19 protein-coding genes and 1 pseudogene are annotated in these 21,015 nt (G+C 69.4%); 15 read left to right on the top strand and 5 right to left on the bottom strand.

From position 1 onward, the window contains the following. Positions 1 to 99 precede the first annotated feature (99 nt). Positions 100 to 486 (bottom strand): DUF5318 family protein, encoded by a 387-nt coding sequence (locus FAF44_RS07485; RefSeq protein ID WP_272894186.1) that lies wholly within the window; start codon positions 484 to 486, stop codon positions 100 to 102. Positions 487 to 620: 134 nt separating this feature from the next. On the opposite strand from FAF44_RS07485, the gene FAF44_RS07480 reads away from it, so the two are divergent. After that, complete coding sequence (locus FAF44_RS07480) at positions 621 to 1,211, top strand: PadR family transcriptional regulator (protein ID WP_237102295.1); 591 nt, start codon at positions 621 to 623, stop codon at positions 1,209 to 1,211. A 13-nt stretch (positions 1,212 to 1,224) separates the two neighbouring features. Further along, positions 1,225 to 2,304, top strand: coding sequence for an inositol-3-phosphate synthase (locus tag FAF44_RS07475; protein ID WP_237102294.1), 1,080 nt, complete (start codon positions 1,225 to 1,227; stop codon positions 2,302 to 2,304). Between the two features lie 67 nt (positions 2,305 to 2,371). Here the strand turns inward: FAF44_RS07475 and idi are convergent, their stop codons facing one another. After that, entirely contained in the window at positions 2,372 to 2,956 is a 585-nt protein-coding gene (gene idi / locus FAF44_RS07470; protein ID WP_308193296.1) for an isopentenyl-diphosphate Delta-isomerase, read from the bottom strand. A gap of 97 nt (positions 2,957 to 3,053) precedes the next feature. Between idi and FAF44_RS07465 the strand changes: the two genes are divergently transcribed. Continuing rightward, on the top strand, positions 3,054 to 4,358 hold the full coding sequence (locus tag FAF44_RS07465) for an MFS transporter (RefSeq protein ID WP_237102292.1): 1,305 nt from the start codon (positions 3,054 to 3,056) through the stop codon (positions 4,356 to 4,358). Here FAF44_RS07465 and FAF44_RS07460 read toward each other — a convergent pair. Continuing rightward, positions 4,320 to 5,789, bottom strand: a complete 1,470-nt coding sequence (locus tag FAF44_RS07460) for a CCA tRNA nucleotidyltransferase (RefSeq protein WP_308193295.1) — start codon at positions 5,787 to 5,789, stop codon at positions 4,320 to 4,322. The genes FAF44_RS07465 and FAF44_RS07460 overlap by 39 nt on opposite strands. An 81-nt stretch (positions 5,790 to 5,870) precedes the next feature. On the opposite strand from FAF44_RS07460, the gene FAF44_RS07455 reads away from it, so the two are divergent. The 9 genes and pseudogenes from FAF44_RS07455 to trxA all read left to right on the top strand — a co-directional run bounded on the left by FAF44_RS07455 (position 5,871) and on the right by trxA (position 14,864). Next, the gene (locus FAF44_RS07455; protein WP_237102290.1) at positions 5,871 to 6,395 is read left to right on the top strand and encodes an aminoacyl-tRNA deacylase; all 525 of its coding nucleotides are present in this window, start codon (positions 5,871 to 5,873) and stop codon (positions 6,393 to 6,395) included. Between the two features lie 50 nt (positions 6,396 to 6,445). Next, positions 6,446 to 8,566, top strand: a complete 2,121-nt coding sequence (locus FAF44_RS07450; protein ID WP_237102289.1) for a DUF6049 family protein — start codon at positions 6,446 to 6,448, stop codon at positions 8,564 to 8,566. Further along, positions 8,563 to 10,167, top strand: coding sequence for a murein biosynthesis integral membrane protein MurJ (gene murJ, locus FAF44_RS07445; RefSeq protein WP_237102288.1), 1,605 nt, complete (start codon positions 8,563 to 8,565; stop codon positions 10,165 to 10,167). The genes FAF44_RS07450 and murJ overlap by 4 nt, the downstream gene beginning before the upstream one ends. Positions 10,168 to 10,334: 167 nt before the next feature. After that, positions 10,335 to 11,858 carry a protein kinase family protein gene (locus FAF44_RS07440; RefSeq protein ID WP_237102287.1) on the top strand — a complete coding sequence of 508 codons (1,524 nt, stop codon included), beginning with the start codon at positions 10,335 to 10,337 and terminating at the stop codon, positions 11,856 to 11,858. 15 nt (positions 11,859 to 11,873) lie between these two features. Next, a complete protein-coding gene (gene sigM, locus FAF44_RS07435) occupies positions 11,874 to 12,503 on the top strand; it encodes an RNA polymerase sigma factor SigM (RefSeq protein ID WP_237102286.1) in 630 nt (209 codons plus the stop codon). After that, positions 12,500 to 12,601 (top strand): annotated as a pseudogene (locus FAF44_RS56340) (hypothetical protein); the annotation flags it as partial. The gene sigM and the pseudogene FAF44_RS56340, both read left to right, overlap by 4 nt. A gap of 30 nt (positions 12,602 to 12,631) precedes the next feature. Next, on the top strand, positions 12,632 to 13,459 hold the full coding sequence (locus FAF44_RS07430; protein ID WP_237102285.1) for a hypothetical protein: 828 nt from the start codon (positions 12,632 to 12,634) through the stop codon (positions 13,457 to 13,459). A gap of 146 nt (positions 13,460 to 13,605) precedes the next feature. Then, positions 13,606 to 14,538, top strand: a complete 933-nt coding sequence (trxB, locus tag FAF44_RS07425) for a thioredoxin-disulfide reductase (RefSeq protein WP_237102284.1) — start codon at positions 13,606 to 13,608, stop codon at positions 14,536 to 14,538. 11 nt (positions 14,539 to 14,549) lie between these two features. Next, the gene (trxA, locus tag FAF44_RS07420) at positions 14,550 to 14,864 is read left to right on the top strand and encodes a thioredoxin (protein ID WP_237102283.1); all 315 of its coding nucleotides are present in this window, start codon (positions 14,550 to 14,552) and stop codon (positions 14,862 to 14,864) included. A 79-nt stretch (positions 14,865 to 14,943) separates the two neighbouring features. Here trxA and FAF44_RS07415 read toward each other — a convergent pair whose 3' ends face one another. Further along, positions 14,944 to 15,561 carry a GNAT family N-acetyltransferase gene (locus tag FAF44_RS07415; protein ID WP_237102282.1) on the bottom strand — a complete coding sequence of 206 codons (618 nt, stop codon included), beginning with the start codon at positions 15,559 to 15,561 and terminating at the stop codon, positions 14,944 to 14,946. A gap of 269 nt (positions 15,562 to 15,830) precedes the next feature. Between FAF44_RS07415 and FAF44_RS07410 the strand changes: the two genes are divergently transcribed. The 3 genes from FAF44_RS07410 to FAF44_RS07400 all read left to right on the top strand — a co-directional run bounded on the left by FAF44_RS07410 (position 15,831) and on the right by FAF44_RS07400 (position 19,670). Next, positions 15,831 to 17,063 (top strand): PLP-dependent aminotransferase family protein, encoded by a 1,233-nt coding sequence (locus FAF44_RS07410; RefSeq protein ID WP_237102335.1) that lies wholly within the window; start codon positions 15,831 to 15,833, stop codon positions 17,061 to 17,063. 210 nt (positions 17,064 to 17,273) lie between these two features. Next, on the top strand, positions 17,274 to 18,236 hold the full coding sequence (locus FAF44_RS07405) for a D-alanine--D-alanine ligase (protein ID WP_237102281.1): 963 nt from the start codon (positions 17,274 to 17,276) through the stop codon (positions 18,234 to 18,236). 387 nt (positions 18,237 to 18,623) lie between these two features. Next, positions 18,624 to 19,670, top strand: a complete 1,047-nt coding sequence (locus FAF44_RS07400; RefSeq protein WP_237102280.1) for a low specificity L-threonine aldolase — start codon at positions 18,624 to 18,626, stop codon at positions 19,668 to 19,670. Between the two features lie 323 nt (positions 19,671 to 19,993). On the opposite strand, the gene FAF44_RS07395 is transcribed toward FAF44_RS07400, so the two are convergent. Beyond that, positions 19,994 to 20,956, bottom strand: a complete 963-nt coding sequence (locus FAF44_RS07395) for a ParB/RepB/Spo0J family partition protein (RefSeq protein WP_237102279.1) — start codon at positions 20,954 to 20,956, stop codon at positions 19,994 to 19,996. Positions 20,957 to 21,015 lie beyond the last annotated feature (59 nt).

Here is a 21,015-nt window from a genome sequence, read left to right as displayed (position 1 = left end):
CGGGCCGTTCCCTCATTCATGCTGTTACTCACACGTCCTCGCAACGTCGTCGGAACAGAAACGGCGGTTGGGCGTGAGGCACCTCGCCGCCCTCAGGTTTCACGCTTGTCCGGTGAGGTCAGGCGGTCCGTTGCCGAGGACGTACGAAACCGTCAGGTGATTCCAGGAACAACCTTGGCAGACCTCGACAACGTACACCCGGAACTCATCGTAATCATGAGCCATGGCGACGAGTTCTGATGTGACCTTTGCCTGACCGGCATGCCTACCGAGGGAATCCCCGTAGACGTAGGTCACGTTGGTGACGTTCTCCTTTTCGCACACCGGGCAGAGGCGTTCGGTCGGCTCGCCGAAGTGGCGCGCCGCGCGAAGGAGGTAGGGATGCGCGTCACAGACGTCGCCGCGGGCGGCTCGCCCCGCGTGCAGGGATCGGACCACCGCCCGTTTCGCGAGGCCGTAATCCACCACCCTTCTCTGTGACCACATGAGCGCCAGACTACGGCGTTTTACGGGTTCATCCCAACGCCTTGGCAGATTCATAGATTGCGGCCATATAGCGACCCGACGTATCCTCGGGATGTATCGGCTCGATACATCGAAGCGAGAGGGGGCGGGTGCCAGTGGCCGGCGGACAGGGCAGGGTCCTGGAACTGGCCGTGCTCGGGTCGCTGCACGAGACACCGCTACACGGCTATGAGCTGCGCAAACGGCTCAACGCCCTGCTGGGGATGTTCCGCGCGTTCTCCTACGGGTCGCTGTACCCGTGTCTGCGATCACTGCTGACCCAGGGCCTCATCGCGGAGGAGCAGCCGGCTCCGGCCACGATCGTCGGCGGCCGGTCGAAGATCGTCTACAAGCTGACCGCGGACGGGAAGGAGCGCCTGCAGGACATGCTCACGCAGGCCGGCCCCTCCGCGTGGGAGGACGAGAGCTTCGGCGTGCACTTCGCCTTCTTCCGCCACACCGAGGCCGAAGTGCGGCTGCGCATCCTCGAAGGACGCCGCAGCCGGCTGGAGGAGCGCCTCGACGCGGTGCGCACCGCGCTGGCGCGCACCCGCGAGCGGCTCGACAGCTACACGCTCGAGCTGCAACGCCACGGGCTGGAGTCCGTCGAGCGCGAGGTGCGCTGGCTCAACGAGCTGATCGCAACAGAGCGTCGGGCCTCGTCAGAGGACAGGCCCGAAAGAGATACCACGTCAACTGATGAGTAAGGGAGCGAGTGCGATGGGTTCGGTTCGCGTAGCCATTGTCGGTGTCGGCAACTGCGCGTCGTCACTGGTCCAGGGCGTTCACTACTACAAGGACGCGGACCCGGACACACGGGTCCCGGGCCTGATGCACGTGAAGTTCGGCGACTACCACGTGGGCGACGTCGAGTTCGTCGCCGCCTTCGACGTGGACGCCAAGAAGGTCGGCCGCGACCTGTCAGAGGCGATCGTCGCCAGCGAGAACAACACGATCAAGATCTGCGACGTCCCGCCCACGGGGTTGACGGTCCAGCGTGGCCACACCTTCGACGGTCTTGGCGAGTTCTACCGCGAGATCATCGAGGAGTCCGACGAGCAGCCCGTGGACGTCGTCCAGGTGCTGCGCGACAACCGGGTCGACGTCCTCGTGTCGTACCTGCCGGTGGGGTCGGAGGAGGCCGACCGCTTCTACGCGCAGTGCGCGATCGACGCCAAGGTGGCGTTCGTGAACGCGCTGCCGGTCTTCATCGCCTCCGACCCGGAGTGGGCCGCGAAGTTCACCGAGGCGGGCGTGCCAATCGTCGGCGACGACATCAAGTCGCAGGTCGGCGCCACGATCACGCACCGGGTGATGGCCAAGCTGTTCGAGGACCGCGGGGTCGAGCTGCTGCGTACGTACCAGCTCAACTTCGGCGGCAACATGGACTTCATGAACATGCTGGAGCGCAGCCGGCTCCAGTCCAAGAAGATCTCCAAGACGCAGTCCGTCACCTCGCAGATCCCGCACGAGATGGGCAAGGCCGACGTGCACATCGGCCCGTCCGACCACGTGCCGTGGCTGGACGACCGCAAGTGGGCCTACGTGCGGCTGGAGGGGCGCTCCTTCGGCGACACGCCGCTGAACCTGGAGTACAAGCTCGAGGTGTGGGACTCGCCGAACTCGGCCGGCATCATCATCGACGCGGTGCGGGCGGCCAAGATCGCCCTCGACCGGGGGGTCGGGGGGCCGATCCTGTCGGCGTCCTCGTACTTCATGAAGTCGCCGCCGAAGCAGTTCTCCGACGACGAGGCCCGGGAGTACGTCGAGAAGTTCATCAGCGGCGAGGTCGAGCGCTGACCGGCTGACCGGGCTGCGGTCCAGGGCGTCGCGCTCCCGTGCTCGGGGGCGCGGCGCCTTTCCACGCTCAGGGACGGGCCGCCGGCGGCAGGTCGTCAGGCGAGGCGGGCTGCCAGGCGAGCGGGTCGGAGCCGAGCTCGGCCAGCAGCGGCACCTGCTCGCGGCACCACGGCGAGATCGCCAGCAGCCCGCTCAGCGTCCCCTCGGCGAACTCCTTCCACGGCATCCACCGCACCTCCCCCACCTCGTCGGGGTTGGGCACGACCGGCGCGTCGACCGTGACCCGGAAGACGGGGCAGAGCTCGTGCTCGACGATGCCGTTGGCCATCTGGGCCCGGTAGGAGAAGGCGGGCAGCATGAGGTCGGCGCGATCGACCGTGAGGCCCAGCTCGTAGGACAACCGCCGCAGGACCGCGTGGGCGACGGGCTCGCCGGGAAGCGGGTGGCCGCAGCAACTGTTGGTCCAGACGCCCGGCCAGGTGAGCTTGTGCTCGGCCCTCCTGGTGAGCAGCACGCGGCCGTCGCCGTCGAAGACGTAGCTGGAGAAGGCGAGGTGCAGGGGCGTCGCCTGCCCGTGCACCGACGTCTTGGGCGCGGTGCCGAGCGCGCGGCCGTCAAGGTCTACGAGCACAACGTGCTCCTCAAGCGTCACGCTTCGAAGCGTACGAGATCACGCGCACCACTAGGAACCCCTGACGGCACTCGACTCCGATCATCCTGAACCGGCACGGCGGAGCTAGGCTGACGGCGTGTCTTTCGTCGCCGATCTCCGCGTGGTCCTGCGGGGCAGGGATTTCCGACGGCTGTTCGGCACCCGGCTGGTCTCCCAGTTCTCCGATGGGATCTTCCAGTTCGGCGTGACCGGGTTCGCCTTCTTCAGCCCCGAGAACCAGACCACGGCTCTCGAAGTGGCCGCCGGCCTGGCCGTGCTGCTGTTGCCGTACAGCGTGCTCGGGCCGTTCGTCGGCGTCTTCATCGACCGCTGGTCACGGCGGCAGATCCTGATGGTGGCCCCCTTCATCCGCGGCCTGCTGCTGCTGGTGGCCGCCGGGCTGGTCGCCGCCGACGCGCCCGATCCGTGGTTCTACGGCGTGGCGCTGGCCGTGCTCGGGGTCAACCGGTTCTTCCTGGCCGCGCTCGGCGCGTCGCTGCCGCACGTCGTGCCGCCCGAGCGGCTGATCTCCGCCAACGCGGTCGTGCCCACCTCCGGGACGGTGGCCACGTTCATCGGCGCGGGAGTCGGCTTCCTGCTGCGGGAGATCTTCGGCGGCGACGACTTCGGGGTGGCACTGCTGCTGGCCATCTCCGGCGTGGTGTTCACCACGAGCACCCTGGTGGCGCGGACGATGGACCGCCAGTTGCTCGGCCCGTGGCCCGACCCCGACCGGCCACAGGCCCGCCAGGCCCTGCGCAACGTGGTCACCGGGCTGACCGACGGCGCCAGGCACCTCGCCGGACGCCGGGTGGCCGCCGCGACCATGGGCGCGATGGCCGCGCACCGCTTCCTGTTCGGCATGTGCACCGCGCTCGGCATCATCCTCTACCGCTACTACTTCACCGACGGCGACGCCGACGCGGCGCTGCGCGGGATCGGCCTGGTGGTCGTCGCCGCCGGCATCGGCACCGCGCTGGCCGTGGTCGTCACCCCGTACGCGACCGAGCGGTTCGGGATCGAGCGCTGGGTGCAGATCGCGCTGACCGCGGCCGGGGTGCTGACGGCGGCACTGGTGCTGCCGTTCCAGGAGTGGGGGCTGCCGCTGGCCGGGTTCGCGCTGGGGCTGGCCGGGCAGAGCGTCAAGATCTGCGCCGACACCACCGTCCAGCGCGACGTCGAGGACCTCTACCGGGGCCGCGCGTTCTCCATCTACGACATGCTCTTCAACGGCATGTACGTGCTCGCGGCGACCCTGTCGGCGGCCATCCTGCCGCCCGACGGCAAGTCGTACGCGGCCGTGGCGATCATCTCGCTCGGCTACCCGGCGGCGGCGCTCGGCTACCGGCTGGTCACCGCGCCGTCACGCGTCAAGGCCGTTCGACCTGGACCACTCCAGTAGCGCCTCGGTGGCGGCCTCCTTGCCGATCATGCCCTTGTCGAGCCTGAGCTCCAGCAGGAACTTGTAGGCCTGCCCCACCACCGGCCCCGGCCCGACGCCGAGCACCTGCTGGATCTCGTTCCCGTCGAGCTCGGGCCGGATCTTGGCCAGCTCCTCCTCCTCGGCGAGCCGGGCGATGCGCTCCTCGAGGTGGTCGTAGGTCCGCGACAGCGCCGCCGCCTTGCGCTTGTTGCGCGTGGTGCAGTCGGCCCTGGTCAGCTTGTGCAGCCGGTCGAGCAGGTGGCCGGCGTCGCGGACGTAGCGGCGCACGGCGCTGTCGGTCCACTCCCCCGTGCCGTAGCCGTGGAAGCGCAGGTGCAGCTCGACCAGGCGGGCGACGTCGGAGACCACGTCCTTGGGGAACTTCAGCTCGGCCATGCGCTTCTTGGTCATCTGCGCGCCGACCATCTCGTGGTGGTGGAACGACACCCGCCCGCCCGCCTCGTGGCGGCGCGTCTTGGGCTTGCCGATGTCGTGCATGAGCGACGCCCAGCGCAGGATCCGGTCGGGCTTGTCGTCCTGCTCCTGCGCGATGGCCTGTTCGAGCACGGTGAGCGTGTGCTCGTAGACGTCCTTGTGACGGTGGTGCTCGTCGATCTCCAGGCGCAGCTTGGGCAGCTCGGGCAGCACGTGGGCGGCCAGGCCGGTCGCCACCAGCAGGCGCAGGCCCTCGCGCGGGTACGCGCCGCAGATCAGCTTGTCGAGCTCGTCGCGGATGCGCTCGGCCGAGACGATCTCGATGCGCTCGGCCATCGCGGTCATCGCCGCCACGGCCGCCTCGTCCACGGTGAAGCCGAGCTGCGCGGCGAACCTGGCGGCACGCAGCATGCGCAGCGGGTCGTCGCCGAAGGACTGCTCGGGTGTGCCCGGGGTGCGCAGCACGCGGGAGCGCAGGTCGTCGAGGCCGCCGTACGGGTCGACGAACTCGTGGCCAGGCAGCCGCACCGCCATCGCGTTGACCGCGAAGTCGCGCCGCTCCAGGTCGGCCTCGAGTGTCTCGCCGTACATGACCTCGGGCTTGCGCGACTTGGGGTCGTAGGACTCGCTCCGGTACGTGGTGATCTCGATCAGCCAGCTCCCCTTGCGCAGCCCGACCGTGCCGAAGTCGATGCCGATCGTCCACACGGAGTCGGCCCAGTCTCTGACCGTCTCCAGCACCCGCTCGGGGTGCGCGTCGGTGGTCAGGTCGAGGTCGTTGCCGCTGCGGCCGAGCAGGAGGTCGCGCACGGGACCGCCGACGAGGGCCAGCTCGTGGCCCTGCGCGGCGAACAGGCGGCCGAGCTCGTCGGCCACCGGAGCGATCTTGCGGAACAGGTCGGTCATGGCCCGCTGCTGGCTTTCGGTCAAGAGTGAGTCGGACAAAACTGCGTCGGCCTTCTGCTTCCGGAACATATCCCCCGAGCCACACCAGGTCCGGGTTACCGTCGGTCAAGGGACCGTCGGGGGCCAATGGACTGAGGCAAGGAGGACTATATGAAGGATGCCCTCGCGATCCACCGCCGGCTCCTCGCACACCAGATCCATCATGAGATCGTACGCCTTCCGCGTCCCATGACATGCGCCGAAGAACTGCCGGAGGCGGTCCGCGCCGCTCCTGAGCGATGCCTGATGGTCACCGTGCTCGAGGTCACGACCTGGGTCGGCCACGACGTCGTCGTCGCGGTCGCCACCCCCGTCTCCTCGCCGCCCCGGCCGGGAGCCGTCGGCGGGTTGCTCCGGGCGCGTCAGGTGCGCCCCGCGCGCGCCCACGTCGTCAACGCGACCACGGACTACGCGGCCGGGCTGGTGTGCCCGCTGCTGCTGCCGGAGTCGCTGCCGATGTACATCGACGACCGCCTCCCCACCGACGGTGAGCCGATCTTCACCACCACCGGTGAACGGCATACCGTACTGTCCCTACGTGCGCTCGACCTGCTGGGTGTCCTGCCGGGAAAGATGGTGAACCTACGCGGTTCGAGGCCCGGCCGACCCCGCGGGGCGGTCGCGCGACAGCACTGAGCCCGTACCATTGCGGGCGTGCGTCGTCGTAGTCCAGTTCGGGCATCCGCGTGATCCGTAAGGTCACGCTGCTCGCCGCGCTGTCCGCCGCGTTGCTCGCCCCCATGGTGGCGGTGACGCCCGGCTCTGCTGCCGCGAGACCCGCCGCCGAGGCCGCCGAGGCCGCGGCGAAGAGGCAGAACTTCACGGTGACGATCGCGTCGATCACGCCCGAGGCCCCCAGGAACCTGACCGATCAGATCAGGTTCACCGGCACGGTACGCAACGACACCGGCATGCCCCAGTACAACGTCTCCGTACGGCTGCGCTACCAGTCGCAGCCGTTCGCCGACCGCGCCGCCCTGCACGCCTACGAGGCCGACCCCGCGGCGATCCCGGCCTCCGTCTCAACCGCCTCCTCGATGATCATCCCGATGCTGGCCGCGGGCGCGCAGCAGAACTTCGAGTTCACCGCGACGCCCGTGCAGCTCGGCTACCAGGCGTTCGGCGTCTACCCGGTCGCCGTCGACGTGGCGCCCAACGGCGTGTCGCAGAAGTCGGAGCGCACCTATCTCACGTACGCGCCGGCCACGACGCCCCGGATCGCCCGCAACAAGCTCGCCATCGCGCTGCCCGTCATCGACCAGCCGCACCGGGCCACCGACGACCCCCTGTTCGTGGACGACAAGCTCGGCCAGGCGCTGACCGGCCGGGGCCGGCTGGCCGACATCGCGCAGATCGCGCAGTCGGCGCCGACCACCGTCACCTGGGTGTTCGACCCGGCGCTGCTCGACGACGTCAATGCGATGACCAAGGGCTACCGGGTCAAGAACAAGGACGGCGTCCAGGACCGGCCGGCCAACGCCGAGGCCGCCAAGTGGCTGACGACCATGCGCAGCGCGCTGGCCGCCTCCCCCGTGGTCGCCACCCCGTACGCCGATCCCGACGTGGCGGCGCTGGCCCACCAGGGGCTGGACACGCAGACCAGGCGGGCGATCGAGCTGGGCGGGCAGACCGCCAGGGGGCTGCTCAACCGCAACGCGAAGACGAACCTCAACTGGCCCGCCGACGGCGTGCTCGACCCCGACGCGCTCGACCTGCTCTCGGTCAGCGGCGCCGACACCGTGCTGCTCAACCCCACCAACCTGCCGCCGCAGCAGCCGTCCGCCACCACGCCCGACGCCGCCACGACCCTCGACGCGGTCAACGGCCCCGTCACCGCGCTGGTCGCCGACGCCGAGTTGAGCCGCCTGTTCGAGCCGGGCACCAACTCGTCCTTGCTGCTGAGCACGCAGCGGTTCATCGCCGAGACCGCGATCATCGCCGCCGAGCCGGGCCAGAGCGCGCCGAGGTCGCTGGTCGTCGCCCCGTCCCGGCGCTGGAACCCCAACCCCGCGCTGGTCACCTCGCTGATCAAGACGGCGGGCCGGCTGCCGTGGCTGCAACTCGGCACGCTGGAGTCGATCAAGCCTGGCAAGGCGTCCGTGCCGCGGGCCGGCCTGGTCTACACCGACCAGGACCGCAAGGAAGAGCTGACCCGCAAGTACCTCGATCCGGTGCGCGACGCCTGGTCGATGTCGCAGCTCACCTCGCTGGTCACCACGCAGAAGGCCCAGTCGCGCTTCGACTCGGCGGTGCTGCGGCTGACCTCGTCCGCCTGGCGCGCCAACACGCGGATGGGCCGCTCGGTGACCAAGATCGTCACCGACGCGGTGGCGGCCAGGCTCGACGAGATCAAGATCACCGGAGCCAGCCCCGACTCGCCGCGCACGCTCGCGGGCAGCAACGGCGTGGTGCCGATCAGCGTGAAGAACGAGCTGAACACCTCCATCGAGCTGTACATCGACGTCAAGTCCGACAACCCCGAGCTGCTGACGGTCAACTTCGACCAGAGGGAGCCGCTGCCGATCGGCGGCGGGCAGAGCGGCACGGTGCAGGTGTCGATGATCGCCGCCCCCGACACGAGTGGCGACGCGACCGTGACCGTGCAGCTCAAGACCGCCGACGGGCAGGCGTACGGCAAGCCGCAACGGCTGACGATCCGTACGACCGGCTACACCGGGATCGCCCTGGTGATCGTGGGCGGGGCACTGACCGTGATGCTGGCCGCCGTCGTCACACGGCTGCTGCGGCGCCGGTCGGAGCGCAAGCTCGCGCGTACCGCCAAGAACCGGGAGAGTGAGAGCGGATGAGCCGCATGCTTCGGGCCAGCGCCATCATGGCGGCGGGCACCATGGTGTCCAGGGTCACGGGGTTCGTGCGGACGATGGTGCTCGCCTACGCGATCGGCACCGCCGCGCTGGGCGACGCCTACAACGCGGCGTACGCGATCCCGTACAGCATCCTCGACCTGCTGCTGCTGGGTGTGCTGAGCAGCGTCGTCGTGCCGATGATCGTGCGCGCCCAGCAGCACGACGAGGACGGCGGCCGGGCCTACGAGCAACGCCTGCTGACCATCGCCACGGCCACGCTGTTCGTGGTCGCGGTGATCGCCGTGCTCGCGGCGCCGCTGCTGATCGACCTCTACACCGACTGGGCCCCCGACAGCGCCAAGTACCAGACCGCGGTCACGCTGGCCCGCTTCATCCTGCCGCAGCTCGCGTTCTTCGGCGTGGGCGCGGTGGCCGGCGCCATCCTCAACACCCGCGACCGCTACGGCGCCCCCATGTGGGCCCCGGTGCTCAACAACGTGGTCGTCATCTGCGTGTTCGTGCTCTACGCCATGGTCGGCTCCGGCAGCGAGATCGGCCGGCTCACCACCTTCGACCTCGCGCTGCTCGGTCTCGGCACCACGGCCGGCATCGTGGCCCAGGCGGCGGTGCTGATCGTGGCGCTGCGGCGGGTCGGGTTCTCCTTCATGCCCCGCTTCGACCTGCGCAACGCGCGGCTGGGCGAGATGGGCAAGGCCGGCGTCTGGACGATCGGCTACGTGGTGGTCACCCAGCTCGGCTTCGTGCTGACCACCAACCTGGCCAGCAGCGCCGGCGACGCGGTGCCGGGGCACGGCATCAGCCCGTACACGCTGGCGTTCCAGCTTTTCCAGCTTCCGTACGGCGTCATCGGCGTCTCGGTGATCACGGCCATGCTGCCGCGGATGAGCCGGGCCGTGGCCGACGGGCGCCTCGACGAGGTGCGCACCGAGTTCGGGGCGAACGTGCGGCTGGTCTGCTCGCTGATGGTGCCGGTGTCGCTGCTGCTCATGGTGCTCGGCCCGGCGATCGCCGTGCCCATCTACGGCCACGGCGCCAACAGCGTGGCCGACGCCGTCTACATCGGCAACGTGCTCCAGGTGTACGGGCTCGCGCTGGTGCCGTTCGCGATCTTCCAGCTCCTGCTGCGGGTGTTCTACAGCTTCGGCGACACCAGGACGCCGGTGTTCGTCGGGGCGGGCACGACGGCGGTCAACGCGTTGTTCATGGTGCTCCTCTACCTGGTGCTGCCCGCCCGTTACGCGGTGATGGGGCTGGCCCTGGCGTACGCGATCGCGTACGGGCTCGGCGCGATCCTGGCCTGGTGGCTGGCCGCGCGCCGGGTCGAGGGACTGGGCGGCTGGGCCGTCGGCATGGCGCTGACCAGGATGTATCTCGCGGCGCTGCCCACGGCCGTGCTGGCGCTGGCCGCCGTCTGGGTGGTTACGAGCGTGTTCGGGGGGCTCGATTTTCTCAATTCGGTCATCGTGCTCGCCGTCGGCGGCGGGCTCGGGATCTTGCTCTATCTCGGCGTGGCCCACAGAATGCGCATCCCGGAGGTCAACTCGATCGTTGGGATGGTCGCGAGGCGGGTAGGTCGGTAAAGAACGCGGGCGGAATCTACTCGGCACTACCATGGAGCCCGACACGCGCGAAATGGAAGCAGGAGGGGCGTGGGCGGATCCACCCGGCATAGCGTGCCTTCGTGGGACACGACCACGCAGGTGAGTCGAGTCATGAACACGCCCGATCGGCCAAGCGGAGTGAGCCAGTGAGCAGCACGTCGGCCGTCGAACCCGGCACCCGACTCGCCGAGCGATTCCGGCTCGAGGACCGCGTCAGCGAGTCCGACGGCGCCACGTTGTGGAAGGCGATCGACGAGATCCTCGCCCGTCCCGTGGCGGTGCACACGTTCTCGCCCGACTTCCCGAGGGTGCACGAGGTCGTCACGGCCGCCCGCGCGGCGAGCCGGCTGACCGACCCGCGCCTGACCCAGGTGTTCGACGCCGCGGAGGAGGACAAGCGCTCCTACGTCGTCAGCGAGTGGGTCACCGGCGAGTCGCTCACCGACCTGCTGGCCAACGGGCCGCTGGAGCCCGAGCGGGCGGCCGGGCTGGTGGCCGAGGCCGCCGAGGCGCTCGCGCACGCCCACCGCGCCCAGCTCTACCACCTGTGCCTGCGTCCCTCCCACCTGATGTGGACGAGCGGCAACACGGTCAAGGTGCTCGGCGTGGCCGTGGACGCGGCGATGTGGGGGCTCACCACCGACCAGCCCGCGCTCGACGACGCCGAGGGCCTCGGCCGGCTGCTGTACGCCGGCCTGACCGGCCTCTGGCCGGGCGACGAGGAGGAGGGCGGCCTGCCCGCCGCCCCGATGACCGACGGCCACTTCTGCACGCCCCGCCAGGCCATCGCCGGCGTGCCGGGCTATCTCGACGCGGTCACCGTGCGGGCCTGCCTGCCCGAGTCGCGCCGGGGCCAGGGCGCGCTGAGCAGTCCGGCGGAGGTCGCCGACGCGCTGGCCGACGTGGCCAGGCCGATGCCGATCCCGATCTCCTACCCCTCGACCCCCGCGGTGGCCTCGGCCTCCCACACCGAGGGCCTCGATCTGGCGCACCGGCAGCACGCCGCCCCCGGTCCCCCGCTGCCGCCGCTCCCGCCGCCGCACCGGCCGTCGAGCGGCGGTGGCCGCACGTTCAACCGGGTGCTGATGACGTTGGTGGTGCTGCTCATCATCGCCGCCGTCGGCGTCGGCGCCTGGACGATCGGCCGCAGCCTGGGCAGCCCGACCGCCTCGCAGTCGACCAGTGCCAGCCCCACCAGCAGCGCGTCGGCCACGGCCGCCGCCGCGGTGGTCAAGCCGGTGAAGGCGAGCGGCTTCGACCCGCTCGGCGACGGCGACGAGAAGTCCGACATCGCGAAGCTGGCCATCGACGGCAAGCCCGGCACGTTGTGGAAGACCGAGACCTACACCAGCGCCGACCTCGGCCGGCTCAAGGACGGCGTGGGTCTGCTGCTCGACATGGGCAAGTCCGTCCAGATCAGCGACGTGGTGGCGACGCTGTCCGACGCGCCCGGCGCGACCGTCGAGCTGAAGGTGGGCGACTCCCCTGAACTAGGCTCTCTGAAGACGGTGGCGACGAAGAAGAACGCGGCAGGCAAGACCACCCTCGCCCCTGCGGAGGCGACCAGCGGCCAGTACGTTTTGATCTGGTTTACGCGCGTTCCGACGGATGCAGGCACTTTTCATGGCACCATCTATGAGGTAGTGGTGCACTCTCCCGGATCGGCATAATCAGGAATCCCTCTTGTGAACTCCCCACCCGAGACACCCTCAGCAGCGGAGCGGCCGGCGGTCACAGACGCCGAGCTGCTCACCGCGCACATCAACGGGGATCCACACGCCTTCAGCGAAATCGTCAAAAGGCACCGCGACCGCATGTGGGCGGTCGCCCTGCGTACGCTCGGTGACCCCGACGAGGCCGCCGACGCCGTGCAGGACGCCTTCGTCTCCGCATATCGCAAGGCCGCCACGTTCCGCGGTGAGGCGGCCGTCACCACCTGGCTGCACCGGATCGTGGTCAACGCCTGCCTCGACCGGATGCGCCGCAAGTCCGTCCGGCCGGTGGCCGACGACGAGCTGATCGAGGCCGCGGAGCGCGAGTCCCCGCTGCCCGACCAGACCCTCGAACGCGAGGTCTCGATGGAGGTCTCGGCCGCGCTGAAAATGCTGCCCGCCGACCAGCGGGCGGCGCTGGTACTGGTGGACATGATGGGCTATTCCGTCGAAGACGCAGCTCAGGTGCTGCAGGTGCCCAGCGGCACGGTGAAGAGCCGGTGCGCACGGGGACGCGCGAAACTTGCCCCAATTCTTTCGCATCTGCGGAACCGTTCGGACCTCAATCGCGTCTCATCCGCGAAGGGAGACAGAACTTCGTGACGGGTGATACGCACTACGATCTGGAAATCCTCGCCGAGTTGGCCGAGGGTCTCCTGGACGCCGCCACAGCGCGCCGGGTCCGCGAGCATCTCGCGGTCTGCGACCCATGCGGGGAGCTACTGGCAGACTTGGCAGCGGTTCGCGAGGTGCTGGCCGCGACCCCCACACCGGCCATGCCGATGGGTGTCGCACTGCGCATCGACAAAGCCCTGGCCGCCGAGGCGGAGTCCCGGCGTGGCGGAGTCGGCCTCGCGGAAACACCGGACTGGAACGAGCTCATGCGGGACACCCCGTGGGAGCGGCCGGCCGTGGTTCCGGAGCCCGTGCGCCTGGGAGCCGTGGCCTCTTCCTCCGACTCCTCCTCGGACGAGGCCGCCGAACCGGCACGCCTCGGCGTGGTCTCCGACGACGGCACGATCGTCCCCGCGACGAGCCGGACGATCCGGCGCCGGCGCTGGGCGATGCCCGCGGTGGCCGCAGCCGCTGCGGCGGCCGTCGTGGTCGGCACGGCGGTGGCCGCCACCAACCTGCTGGTCGCCGGAGGCGACGGCGGCGCGAGCGTCGCACCGCCGGCGATCGCGCAGCCGACGCAGACTCCGCAGCCGACGGTGACCACTCAGCCGCAGAGAGGAAAGGGCTACCCGGTCGGCTACACCGTCACGAGCAGTGACCACAACTACAGCGACCCCGAGCTACGCACCCGGCTGGGCGACTTCCTCGCCCCGGCCCCCATCCTGGGCGACTTCTCCGAGGCCGACCAGGTCGCCAAGTGCGTCACCGCGGTCTCCGGGCGCTCCAAGCTCCGGGTGTTCGCGGTGGACCAGGGGCAGTACAACGGTCAGGAGGCGCTCGTCGTGGCCTCCTGGAAGCAGCGGGCCGCCAAGAAGGTGCGCATCGACGTCGTCGATCCGTTCAACTGCAAGAACCTGCGTAAGCCCGCGCTGGGCCGCTGGTAACGTTCGTTCGTAGAAAAGCCCACGTCAGAGCCCGCTTCGGCGGGCTCTTTCGGTTCTCCCAGCGTTGCCGGGTAGGGCGGGGAATCACGGCGGCCTAGGATCTGTTGACGCCGGTGGCAACAGCAGACGAGGAAGGCGTGAAAGCGTTGAGCGACGTCCGTAACGTGATCATCATTGGGTCCGGCCCCGCCGGTTACACGGCGGCCGTCTACTCCGCGCGCGCCGAGCTGAAGCCGCTCGTCTTCGAGGGCTCCGTGACCGCGGGCGGCGCGCTCATGAACACCACCGACGTGGAGAACTTTCCCGGCTTCCCCGACGGCATCATGGGCCCCGACCTGATGGACAACCTGCGCAAGCAGGCCGAACGGTTCGGCGCCGAACTGGTGACCGACGACGTGGTCGAGGTGGACCTGCGGGCCAACCCCAAGGTGGTCAAGACCCACACCGACACCTACTACGCCAAGTCAGTCATCCTGGCCATGGGCTCCGGCTACCGCGAGCTGGGCCTGGACAACGAGAAGCGGCTGTCCGGACACGGTGTGTCCTGGTGCGCCACCTGCGACGGGTTCTTCTTCCGCAACAAGGACATCGTGGTCGTCGGCGGTGGCGACACCGCGATGGAGGAGGCCACGTTCCTGACCAGGTTCGGGCGCATGGTGACGGTGGTGCACCGCCGCGACGAGCTGCGCGCCAGCAAGATCATGCAGGATCGGGCGGTCGCGAACGACAAGATCCGCTTCGTCTGGGACTCCGAGGTCGTCGACGTGCTCGGCGCGACCAAGGTCGAGGCCGTCAAGCTGCGCAACGTCAAGACCGGCGAGGAGTGCGAGCTGGCGACCGACGCGCTGTTCCTGGCCATCGGCCACGACCCGCGCAGCGAGCTGGTCAAGGGCCAGATCGACCTCGACGAGAACGGCTACGTCAAGGTGGCCTCGCCGACCACGGCGACCAACATCGAGGGCGTGTTCGCGGCCGGCGACCTCGTCGACCACACCTACCGCCAGGCCATCACCGCGGCGGGCACCGGCTGTGCGGCCTCGCTCGACTCCGAGCGCTGGCTGGCTGACAACGAGAAGTGAGGAGCGCACCCGTGAAGGCTGTCACCGACGCCAATTTCGCGTCCGAAGTACTCAAGAGCGACAAGCCTGTGCTGGTCGATTTCTGGGCGGAGTGGTGCGGCCCGTGCCGTCAGGTCGCGCCCATCCTGCAGGAGATCGCCAACGAGCACGGCGACAAGCTGGAGATCGTCAAGCTGAACATCGACGAGAACCCTGAGGTTCCGCGCCAGTACGGCGTACTCCAGATCCCGACGATGAACGTCTTCAAGAACGGAGAGGTCGTGAAGCAGATCATCGGCGCCAAGCCGAAGGCCATGCTGCTGCGCGAGCTCGAGGGCATCATCTAGGACGCCCACGGCCAAGCCCCCCGCGCCTTCCGTGCGCGGGGGGCTTGTTCATGCCGTGATGGGCAGCCCTGAGGGGGCATCAGACGGGACGTAGGGCGCGTTCCGGACTCATGGAGCCGAGGAGACGTTCAAGCGCCACCTCGACGTCCTCACGCCACGAGACCGCGGTCTTGAGTTCCAGTCGCAGTCGCGGAAATCGCAAATGCGGACGAACTGTCTTAAACCCCACAGAAAGCAAGTATTCCGCCGGAACTACGCAACTCGGCTCTTCCCACTTGAGGTCCCCGAAAGCCTCAATGGCTTTCACCCCACGCCGCGTCAGGTCTTTGGCCACACCCTGGATCAGCATCCGGCCCAGCCCGCCGCCCGAGAACTCGGGAATGATGTGCGCCGTCATCAGCAACACCGCGTCGGCGCTCACCGGCGAGGTGGGAAAGGCGACCGAGCGCGGGGTGTAGAGCGGCGGGCTGTAGATCACGAACCCCGCCGGCGCCCCGTCGACATAGGCGATCTTCCCGCAACTGCCCCACTCAAGCAGCGTGCCGGAGATCCACGCCTCCTTCTCCAGCCTGGGGTCTCCCGAATCCAGGGCTCGCTCCGCGTTGACGGGGTCGAGCTCCCAGAACACACACCGCCCGCAGCGGCGCGGTAGATCTCCGAGATTGTCCAGGGTTATGTTGACCAGCCGGCGCGACAACTACCGCCCCTATCGTTGACCCGGAAAAGCGCGCGAAAACCGCGTCCACAGGTGGCATCGTAGCCCAGTGAAGATGCCGCCACCGGACACCACGACGGGCGAGCCCGGCGACGGGCGACATGTCCGTCTGGCGTAATCTGGTATTTCAGTCCCATATGAGACCTAGGAGGTGGGCCGTGACGGAAGAGCTGGATCACGGTCAGACACCCGCGACCCAAGGGTCGCGCATCGACGCCTACGTCGATCGGTACGCGGCACGAGCTACCGGGATGGTCGCCTCCGAGATTCGAGCTCTTTTCGCCGTCGCGTCGAGGCCAGAGGTGGTCTCGCTCGCGGGCGGCATGCCGTACGTCACGGCCCTTCCCCTCGACATGGTCGGCGAGCTGGTCTCCGACCTCGTCACCCGGCGCGGCCCCGTCGCGCTGCAGTACGGCTCCGGCCAGGGCGACCCGCACCTGCGTGAGCAGATCTGCGAGGTCATGCGGCTGGAGGGGATCGCCGCCGGGGCGAACGACGTGGTCGTCACCGTGGGCTCGCAGCAGGCCCTCGACCTGATCACCCGGATCTTCATCGACCCGGGTGACGTCGTGCTGGCCGAGGGACCCTCGTACGTGGGGGCCCTGGGGACGTTCGCCGCCTATCAGGCCAAAGTCGTCCATATCGCCATGGACGATCAGGGCATCGTGCCCGAATCCCTGGCCCAGACCGTCTACGCCCTGGAGACCGCCGGGGCGCCCATCAAGTTCCTCTACACGATCCCGACCTTCCACAACCCCGGCGGTGTCACCCTGAACATCGCCCGCCGCCAGCAGGTGCTCGACATCTGCCAGCGGGCCGGGATCCTCATCATCGAGGACAATCCGTACGGGCTGCTCGGCTTCGACGGAGAACCCATGCGCGCCCTGCGCGCCGACAATCCCGACGGAGTGGTCTACCTCGGGTCGTTCTCCAAGACGCTCGCCCCCGGCTTCCGCGTCGGCTGGGCGCTCGCCCCGCACGCCATCCGCGAGAAACTCGTGCTGGCCATGGAGTCGGCGGTGCTGTCGCACTCGTCGTTCACCCAGCTCGCCGTGGGCCAGTACCTCGCCACGCAGCCGTGGCAGGAGCAGATCAAGACGTTCAGGGAGCTCTACCGCGAGCGCCGTGACGCGCTGCTGGACGCGCTCGAATCGCTGATGCCGCCCGAGGTCACCTGGACACGACCCGGAGGCGGCTTCTTCGTCTGGGCCACCCTGCCCGAAGGGCTCGACTCCAAGGCGATCCTGCCCCGGGCCGTGTCCGAGCGGGTCGCGTTCGTGCCCGGCACCGGATTCTTCTCGGACGGCAGCGGGGCGCGGCACATGCGGCTGTCGTACTGCTACCCCGAGCCCGACCGCATCCGGGAAGGGGTGCGCAGGCTGGCCGGGGTGATCGAGCAGGAGATCCAGCTCCGCGACACGTTCGGCACCGCCTCGGCCCGCGACCACCAGGGCGTCGACACCCCCGGGCCCGACCTGGCCTGAACCACCGGCAGGCCGGCGTCGCGGGTGGCGATGCCGGCCTGTCGCTTTGTCCGGCACGACCTTTCCCGGCCGCGCCGGGATCTGCCCAGGGCGTTTTGCGGGGGGAGATGGGAGGGGATCGCCGGAGAAAGCACCTCCCGTACACCATGTGCCCGCACCGCCGGTACGGTTGGACAGCGTGCCATCCACGGCACCAGCGGAGGAGATGTGATGAGCGATCTGGGCCACGTGCTCGTGCTGGCCGGGGGCCTCTCCTATGAGCGAGAGGTGTCTTTGCGCTCGGGTCGCAGAGTCAGTGAGGTGCTGCGGACGACGGGCATCGACGTGGAGACCCGCGACACCGACGCCTCCCTCGTGCCCTCCATCCTGGCCGACCCGCCGGAGGCGGTCTTCGTGACGCTGCACGGCGGCGCGGGCGAGGACGGCGCCATCCGCTCCGTGCTGGAACTCCTGAACGTCCCCTACGTCGGCGCCGACCCCGACGCCTGCCGGGTGGCCTTCGACAAGCCCACCGCCAAGGCCGTCGTCCGCTCCGTCGGCCTGCGCACCCCCGCCTCCGTCACGCTGCCCAAGGAGACCTTCCACGACCTCGGCGCCACGGTCGTGCTCGGCCGCATCGTCGAACACCTCGGCCTCCCCCTCTTCGTCAAGCCCGCCCGTGGCGGCTCCGCCCTGGGCGCCTCGTTCGTCCGTACCGCGGAGGAACTGCCCGCCGCCATGGTCGGCTGCTTCGCGTACGGCGACACCGCACTGATCGAGCGGTACGTGGAGGGCGTCGAGGTGGCGGTCTCCGTCGTCGACCTCGGTGACGGCCCGGTGGCCCTGCCCGCCGTGGAGATCGTCCCCGACGAAGGCGTCTACGACTACGCGGCCCGCTACACCGCCGGCCACACCGAGTTCTTCGCCCCCGCCCGCCTGCCTGCCCAGGCCGCCGCCGCCTGCGCCGAAACCGCCGTCACCGCGCACACCGCGCTGGGTCTGCGGGACATCTCCCGGACAGACCTGATCGTGGACGGCGACGGCGTGCCGCACTTCCTGGAGGTCAACGTGGCGCCCGGCATGACGGAGACGTCGCTGCTGCCGATGGCGGCGGAGGCCGCAGGGCAGGATCTGGGCGCGCTCTGCCACACCCTCCTCCAGAACGCCGCCAACCGCTCGTCCCGCGAGAACTGACCGGGCGGCCCGTGCGACGGGACGCCTCGGACGAGATCCCATCCGCCTCTCACCCCACGCCCGCCGAGTGGCACCACTCGCGGACCCGCCCCTCCGACGTCCGGTTCCCGTCATGGCCAGGCCGCCCGCTCCCCTCCTGAACGGCCCTCCTTTCGGTCGGGCGTCCTTCGCACGGGCAACCACTCGCAGGAGCCAACCCCTCCACCCGTTCAACGCCCCCGCAGCCCTCACACGCGATACCCCTCGCGCCCATCCGTCCCGCCCGATCGGCCGCGCACGCCGAACACCGCGCGACCGGCGCCCGCTCACAGCCGGCGCGGCCACCACTCCCTCCACCCACCACGACCGGCCGGAGTGCCGGAGCAGGCGGATAAGTAGCCTTACGGTGTGCTGATCGATTCGATGTACCCCAAGAGCTTCGCCAGCGACAACCACGCCGGCGTGCACCCGGCCATCCTGGAAGCCATGGCCGCCGCGAACCACGGCGACTCCCCCGCCTACGGCGGCGACACCTGGACATCGGCGTTCGAGGAAAAGACCAAAGAGACGTTCGGCCCGGACGCCAACGGTTTCCCGGTACTCAACGGCGCGGGCGCCAACATGGTCGGCCTCGCCCTCATGCTGGGCCGCTACAGCGCCGTCATCTGTGCCGACAGCGCCCACATCGCCACCCACGAGGCCGGTGCGGCGGAACGCCTGCTCGGTGTGAAGCTCATGACGGTCCCGACCGAGGACGGCAAGCTACGCCCGGCCGACATCAAGGCGCGCCTGGGCGGACTCGGCAATCCCCACGAGTCCCAGCCGACGGTCGTCTCCATCTCCCAGACCTCGGAGCTCGGCACCACCTACTCCCCCGCCGAGATCGCCGCCCTCGCCGACGCGGCACACGAGTCGGGACTGCGCCTCCACGTGGACGGCGCCAGGATCGCCAACGCCGCCGCGTTCCTCGAATGCGACCTGAAGGCCGTCACGACGGACGCCGGGGTGGACGTGTTCAGCTTCGGCGGCACCAAGAACGGCGCGCTGGCCGCGGAGGCCGTCGTGGTGCTCGATCCGTCGCTGGCGCACGCCGTGCCGTTTCTACGCCGCCAGTCCCTTCAGCTCGCCTCGAAGATGCGGTTCATCTCCGCGCAACTCTCAGCCCTCCTGACGGACGACCTGTGGCACCGCAACGCCGCCCACGCCAACCAGATGGCCGCACGCCTGGCGGACGGACTGGCGGACGTCCCCGGCGTCTCGCTGGCGTACCCCGTGCAGTCGAACGCCGTCTTCGCCACCCTCCCCCACGCTCTCGCCGAGGCGCTGCAGCAGCGCTACCTGTTCCACTTCTGGGACGAGTCCGCCGGCACCGTCCGCTGGATGACCGCCTTCGACACCACACCGGAACACGTGGACGACTTCCTCGACGACCTCCACAAGGCCGCCGGCGCCTGACTCGTCCGGTGTTTCACGTGAAACACCGGTCCGGCCCACAACTAACCCCGACCGCCCACGCCGGCTACGCCGCCCCGGTGTTTCACGTGGAACACACGCCCCTCCTCCGCGAATCCACCACGCGAGCCGATCCCCAGAACGAAACACCCACCGGCCTGCCCGTGGCGATGAGCCGGACACCGGAGAACGGTGCGACCAAGCAAGGGGAACGGCCGAGTGGCCGACACGTGTTTCACGTGAAACACGCCGAGAACCCAGCCGCCAAAAACAATGAGCCCCGGTGTTTCACGTGAAACACCGGGGCCGACAAGCTCACCCCGAGGTCACTCCTCGGCCTCCCGCATCGCACGAGCCGCCTCAGGCGCCATGGTTCCGATGATGCGTTCAAGGTCGTCGATCGTCGCGAACTCCACCACGATCCGCCCCTTCCGACGACCGAGGTCCACCTTCACCTTGGTCTCGAAATGGTCGGAGAGTCGATCGGCGAGGTGCGTGAGACCAGGGGCGGTCGGCTTGGCCGCCTGACGCTCCCTCGGCGGGTTCTTGGCCGCCGTCGCGCTTCCCATGGCGACGATCTCCTCGACCGCCCGCACCGAGAGCAGCTCCGCCACGATGCGCTTGGCGAGCTGTATCTGCTCCTCCGCGCTCTCGAGTCCGAGCAGCGCTCGCGCGTGACCGGCGCTGATGACACCGGCCGCAACCGTGCGCTGAACGTCCGGAGGCAGGTTGAGAAGGCGCAGGGTGTTGGTGATGTGGGAGCGGGAGCGACCGACCTTCTTCGCGAGCTGGTCGTGAGTGGCCTGGAAGTCGTCGAGCAGTTGCTGGTACGCCGCCGCCTCCTCCAGCGCGTTCAACTGCTCGCGCTGGAGGTTCTCGATGAGGGCGTCCCGCAGGAGGTCAGTGTCCTGGGTGTTGCGGACGATCGCCGGAACCGGATCCAACCCGACCTGCTGGCACGCCCGCCAGCGCCGCTCCCCCATGATCAGCTCGTACTGGCCACCCCCGACCGACCGGACCACAATCGGCTGAAGGAGGCCCACCTCGCGGATGGACGCAGCCAGCTCATCGAGACGTTCCTCGTCGAAGATCTCACGGGGCTGACGCGGATTGGGCACGATCGCGGCGAGAGCAACCTCCCTGAAGTACGCCCCAGCGATCGGCATCGGGCCCGTCTCCCCCGTTGACCCGTTCGACGGGGCCGGTGCCGCCCCCGTGCCGTCAACGATGGGACCGGTCGGGATGAGCGCCCCGAGCCCCTTGCCCAATCCCCGCCGCTGCTGACTCACTGCGTCTCCTCATCCACCCGGCCGATTCCGGTCACTCCAGGAGAGGTTACCGTCGGAGG

It is taken from the genome of Nonomuraea sp. MG754425 (assembly GCF_021699195.1).
Taxonomy (GTDB): Bacteria; Actinomycetota; Actinomycetes; order Streptosporangiales; family Streptosporangiaceae; genus Nonomuraea.
Note: the sequence above shows the minus strand (reverse complement) of the source record. Positions and strands in the feature narration are given on the sequence as shown.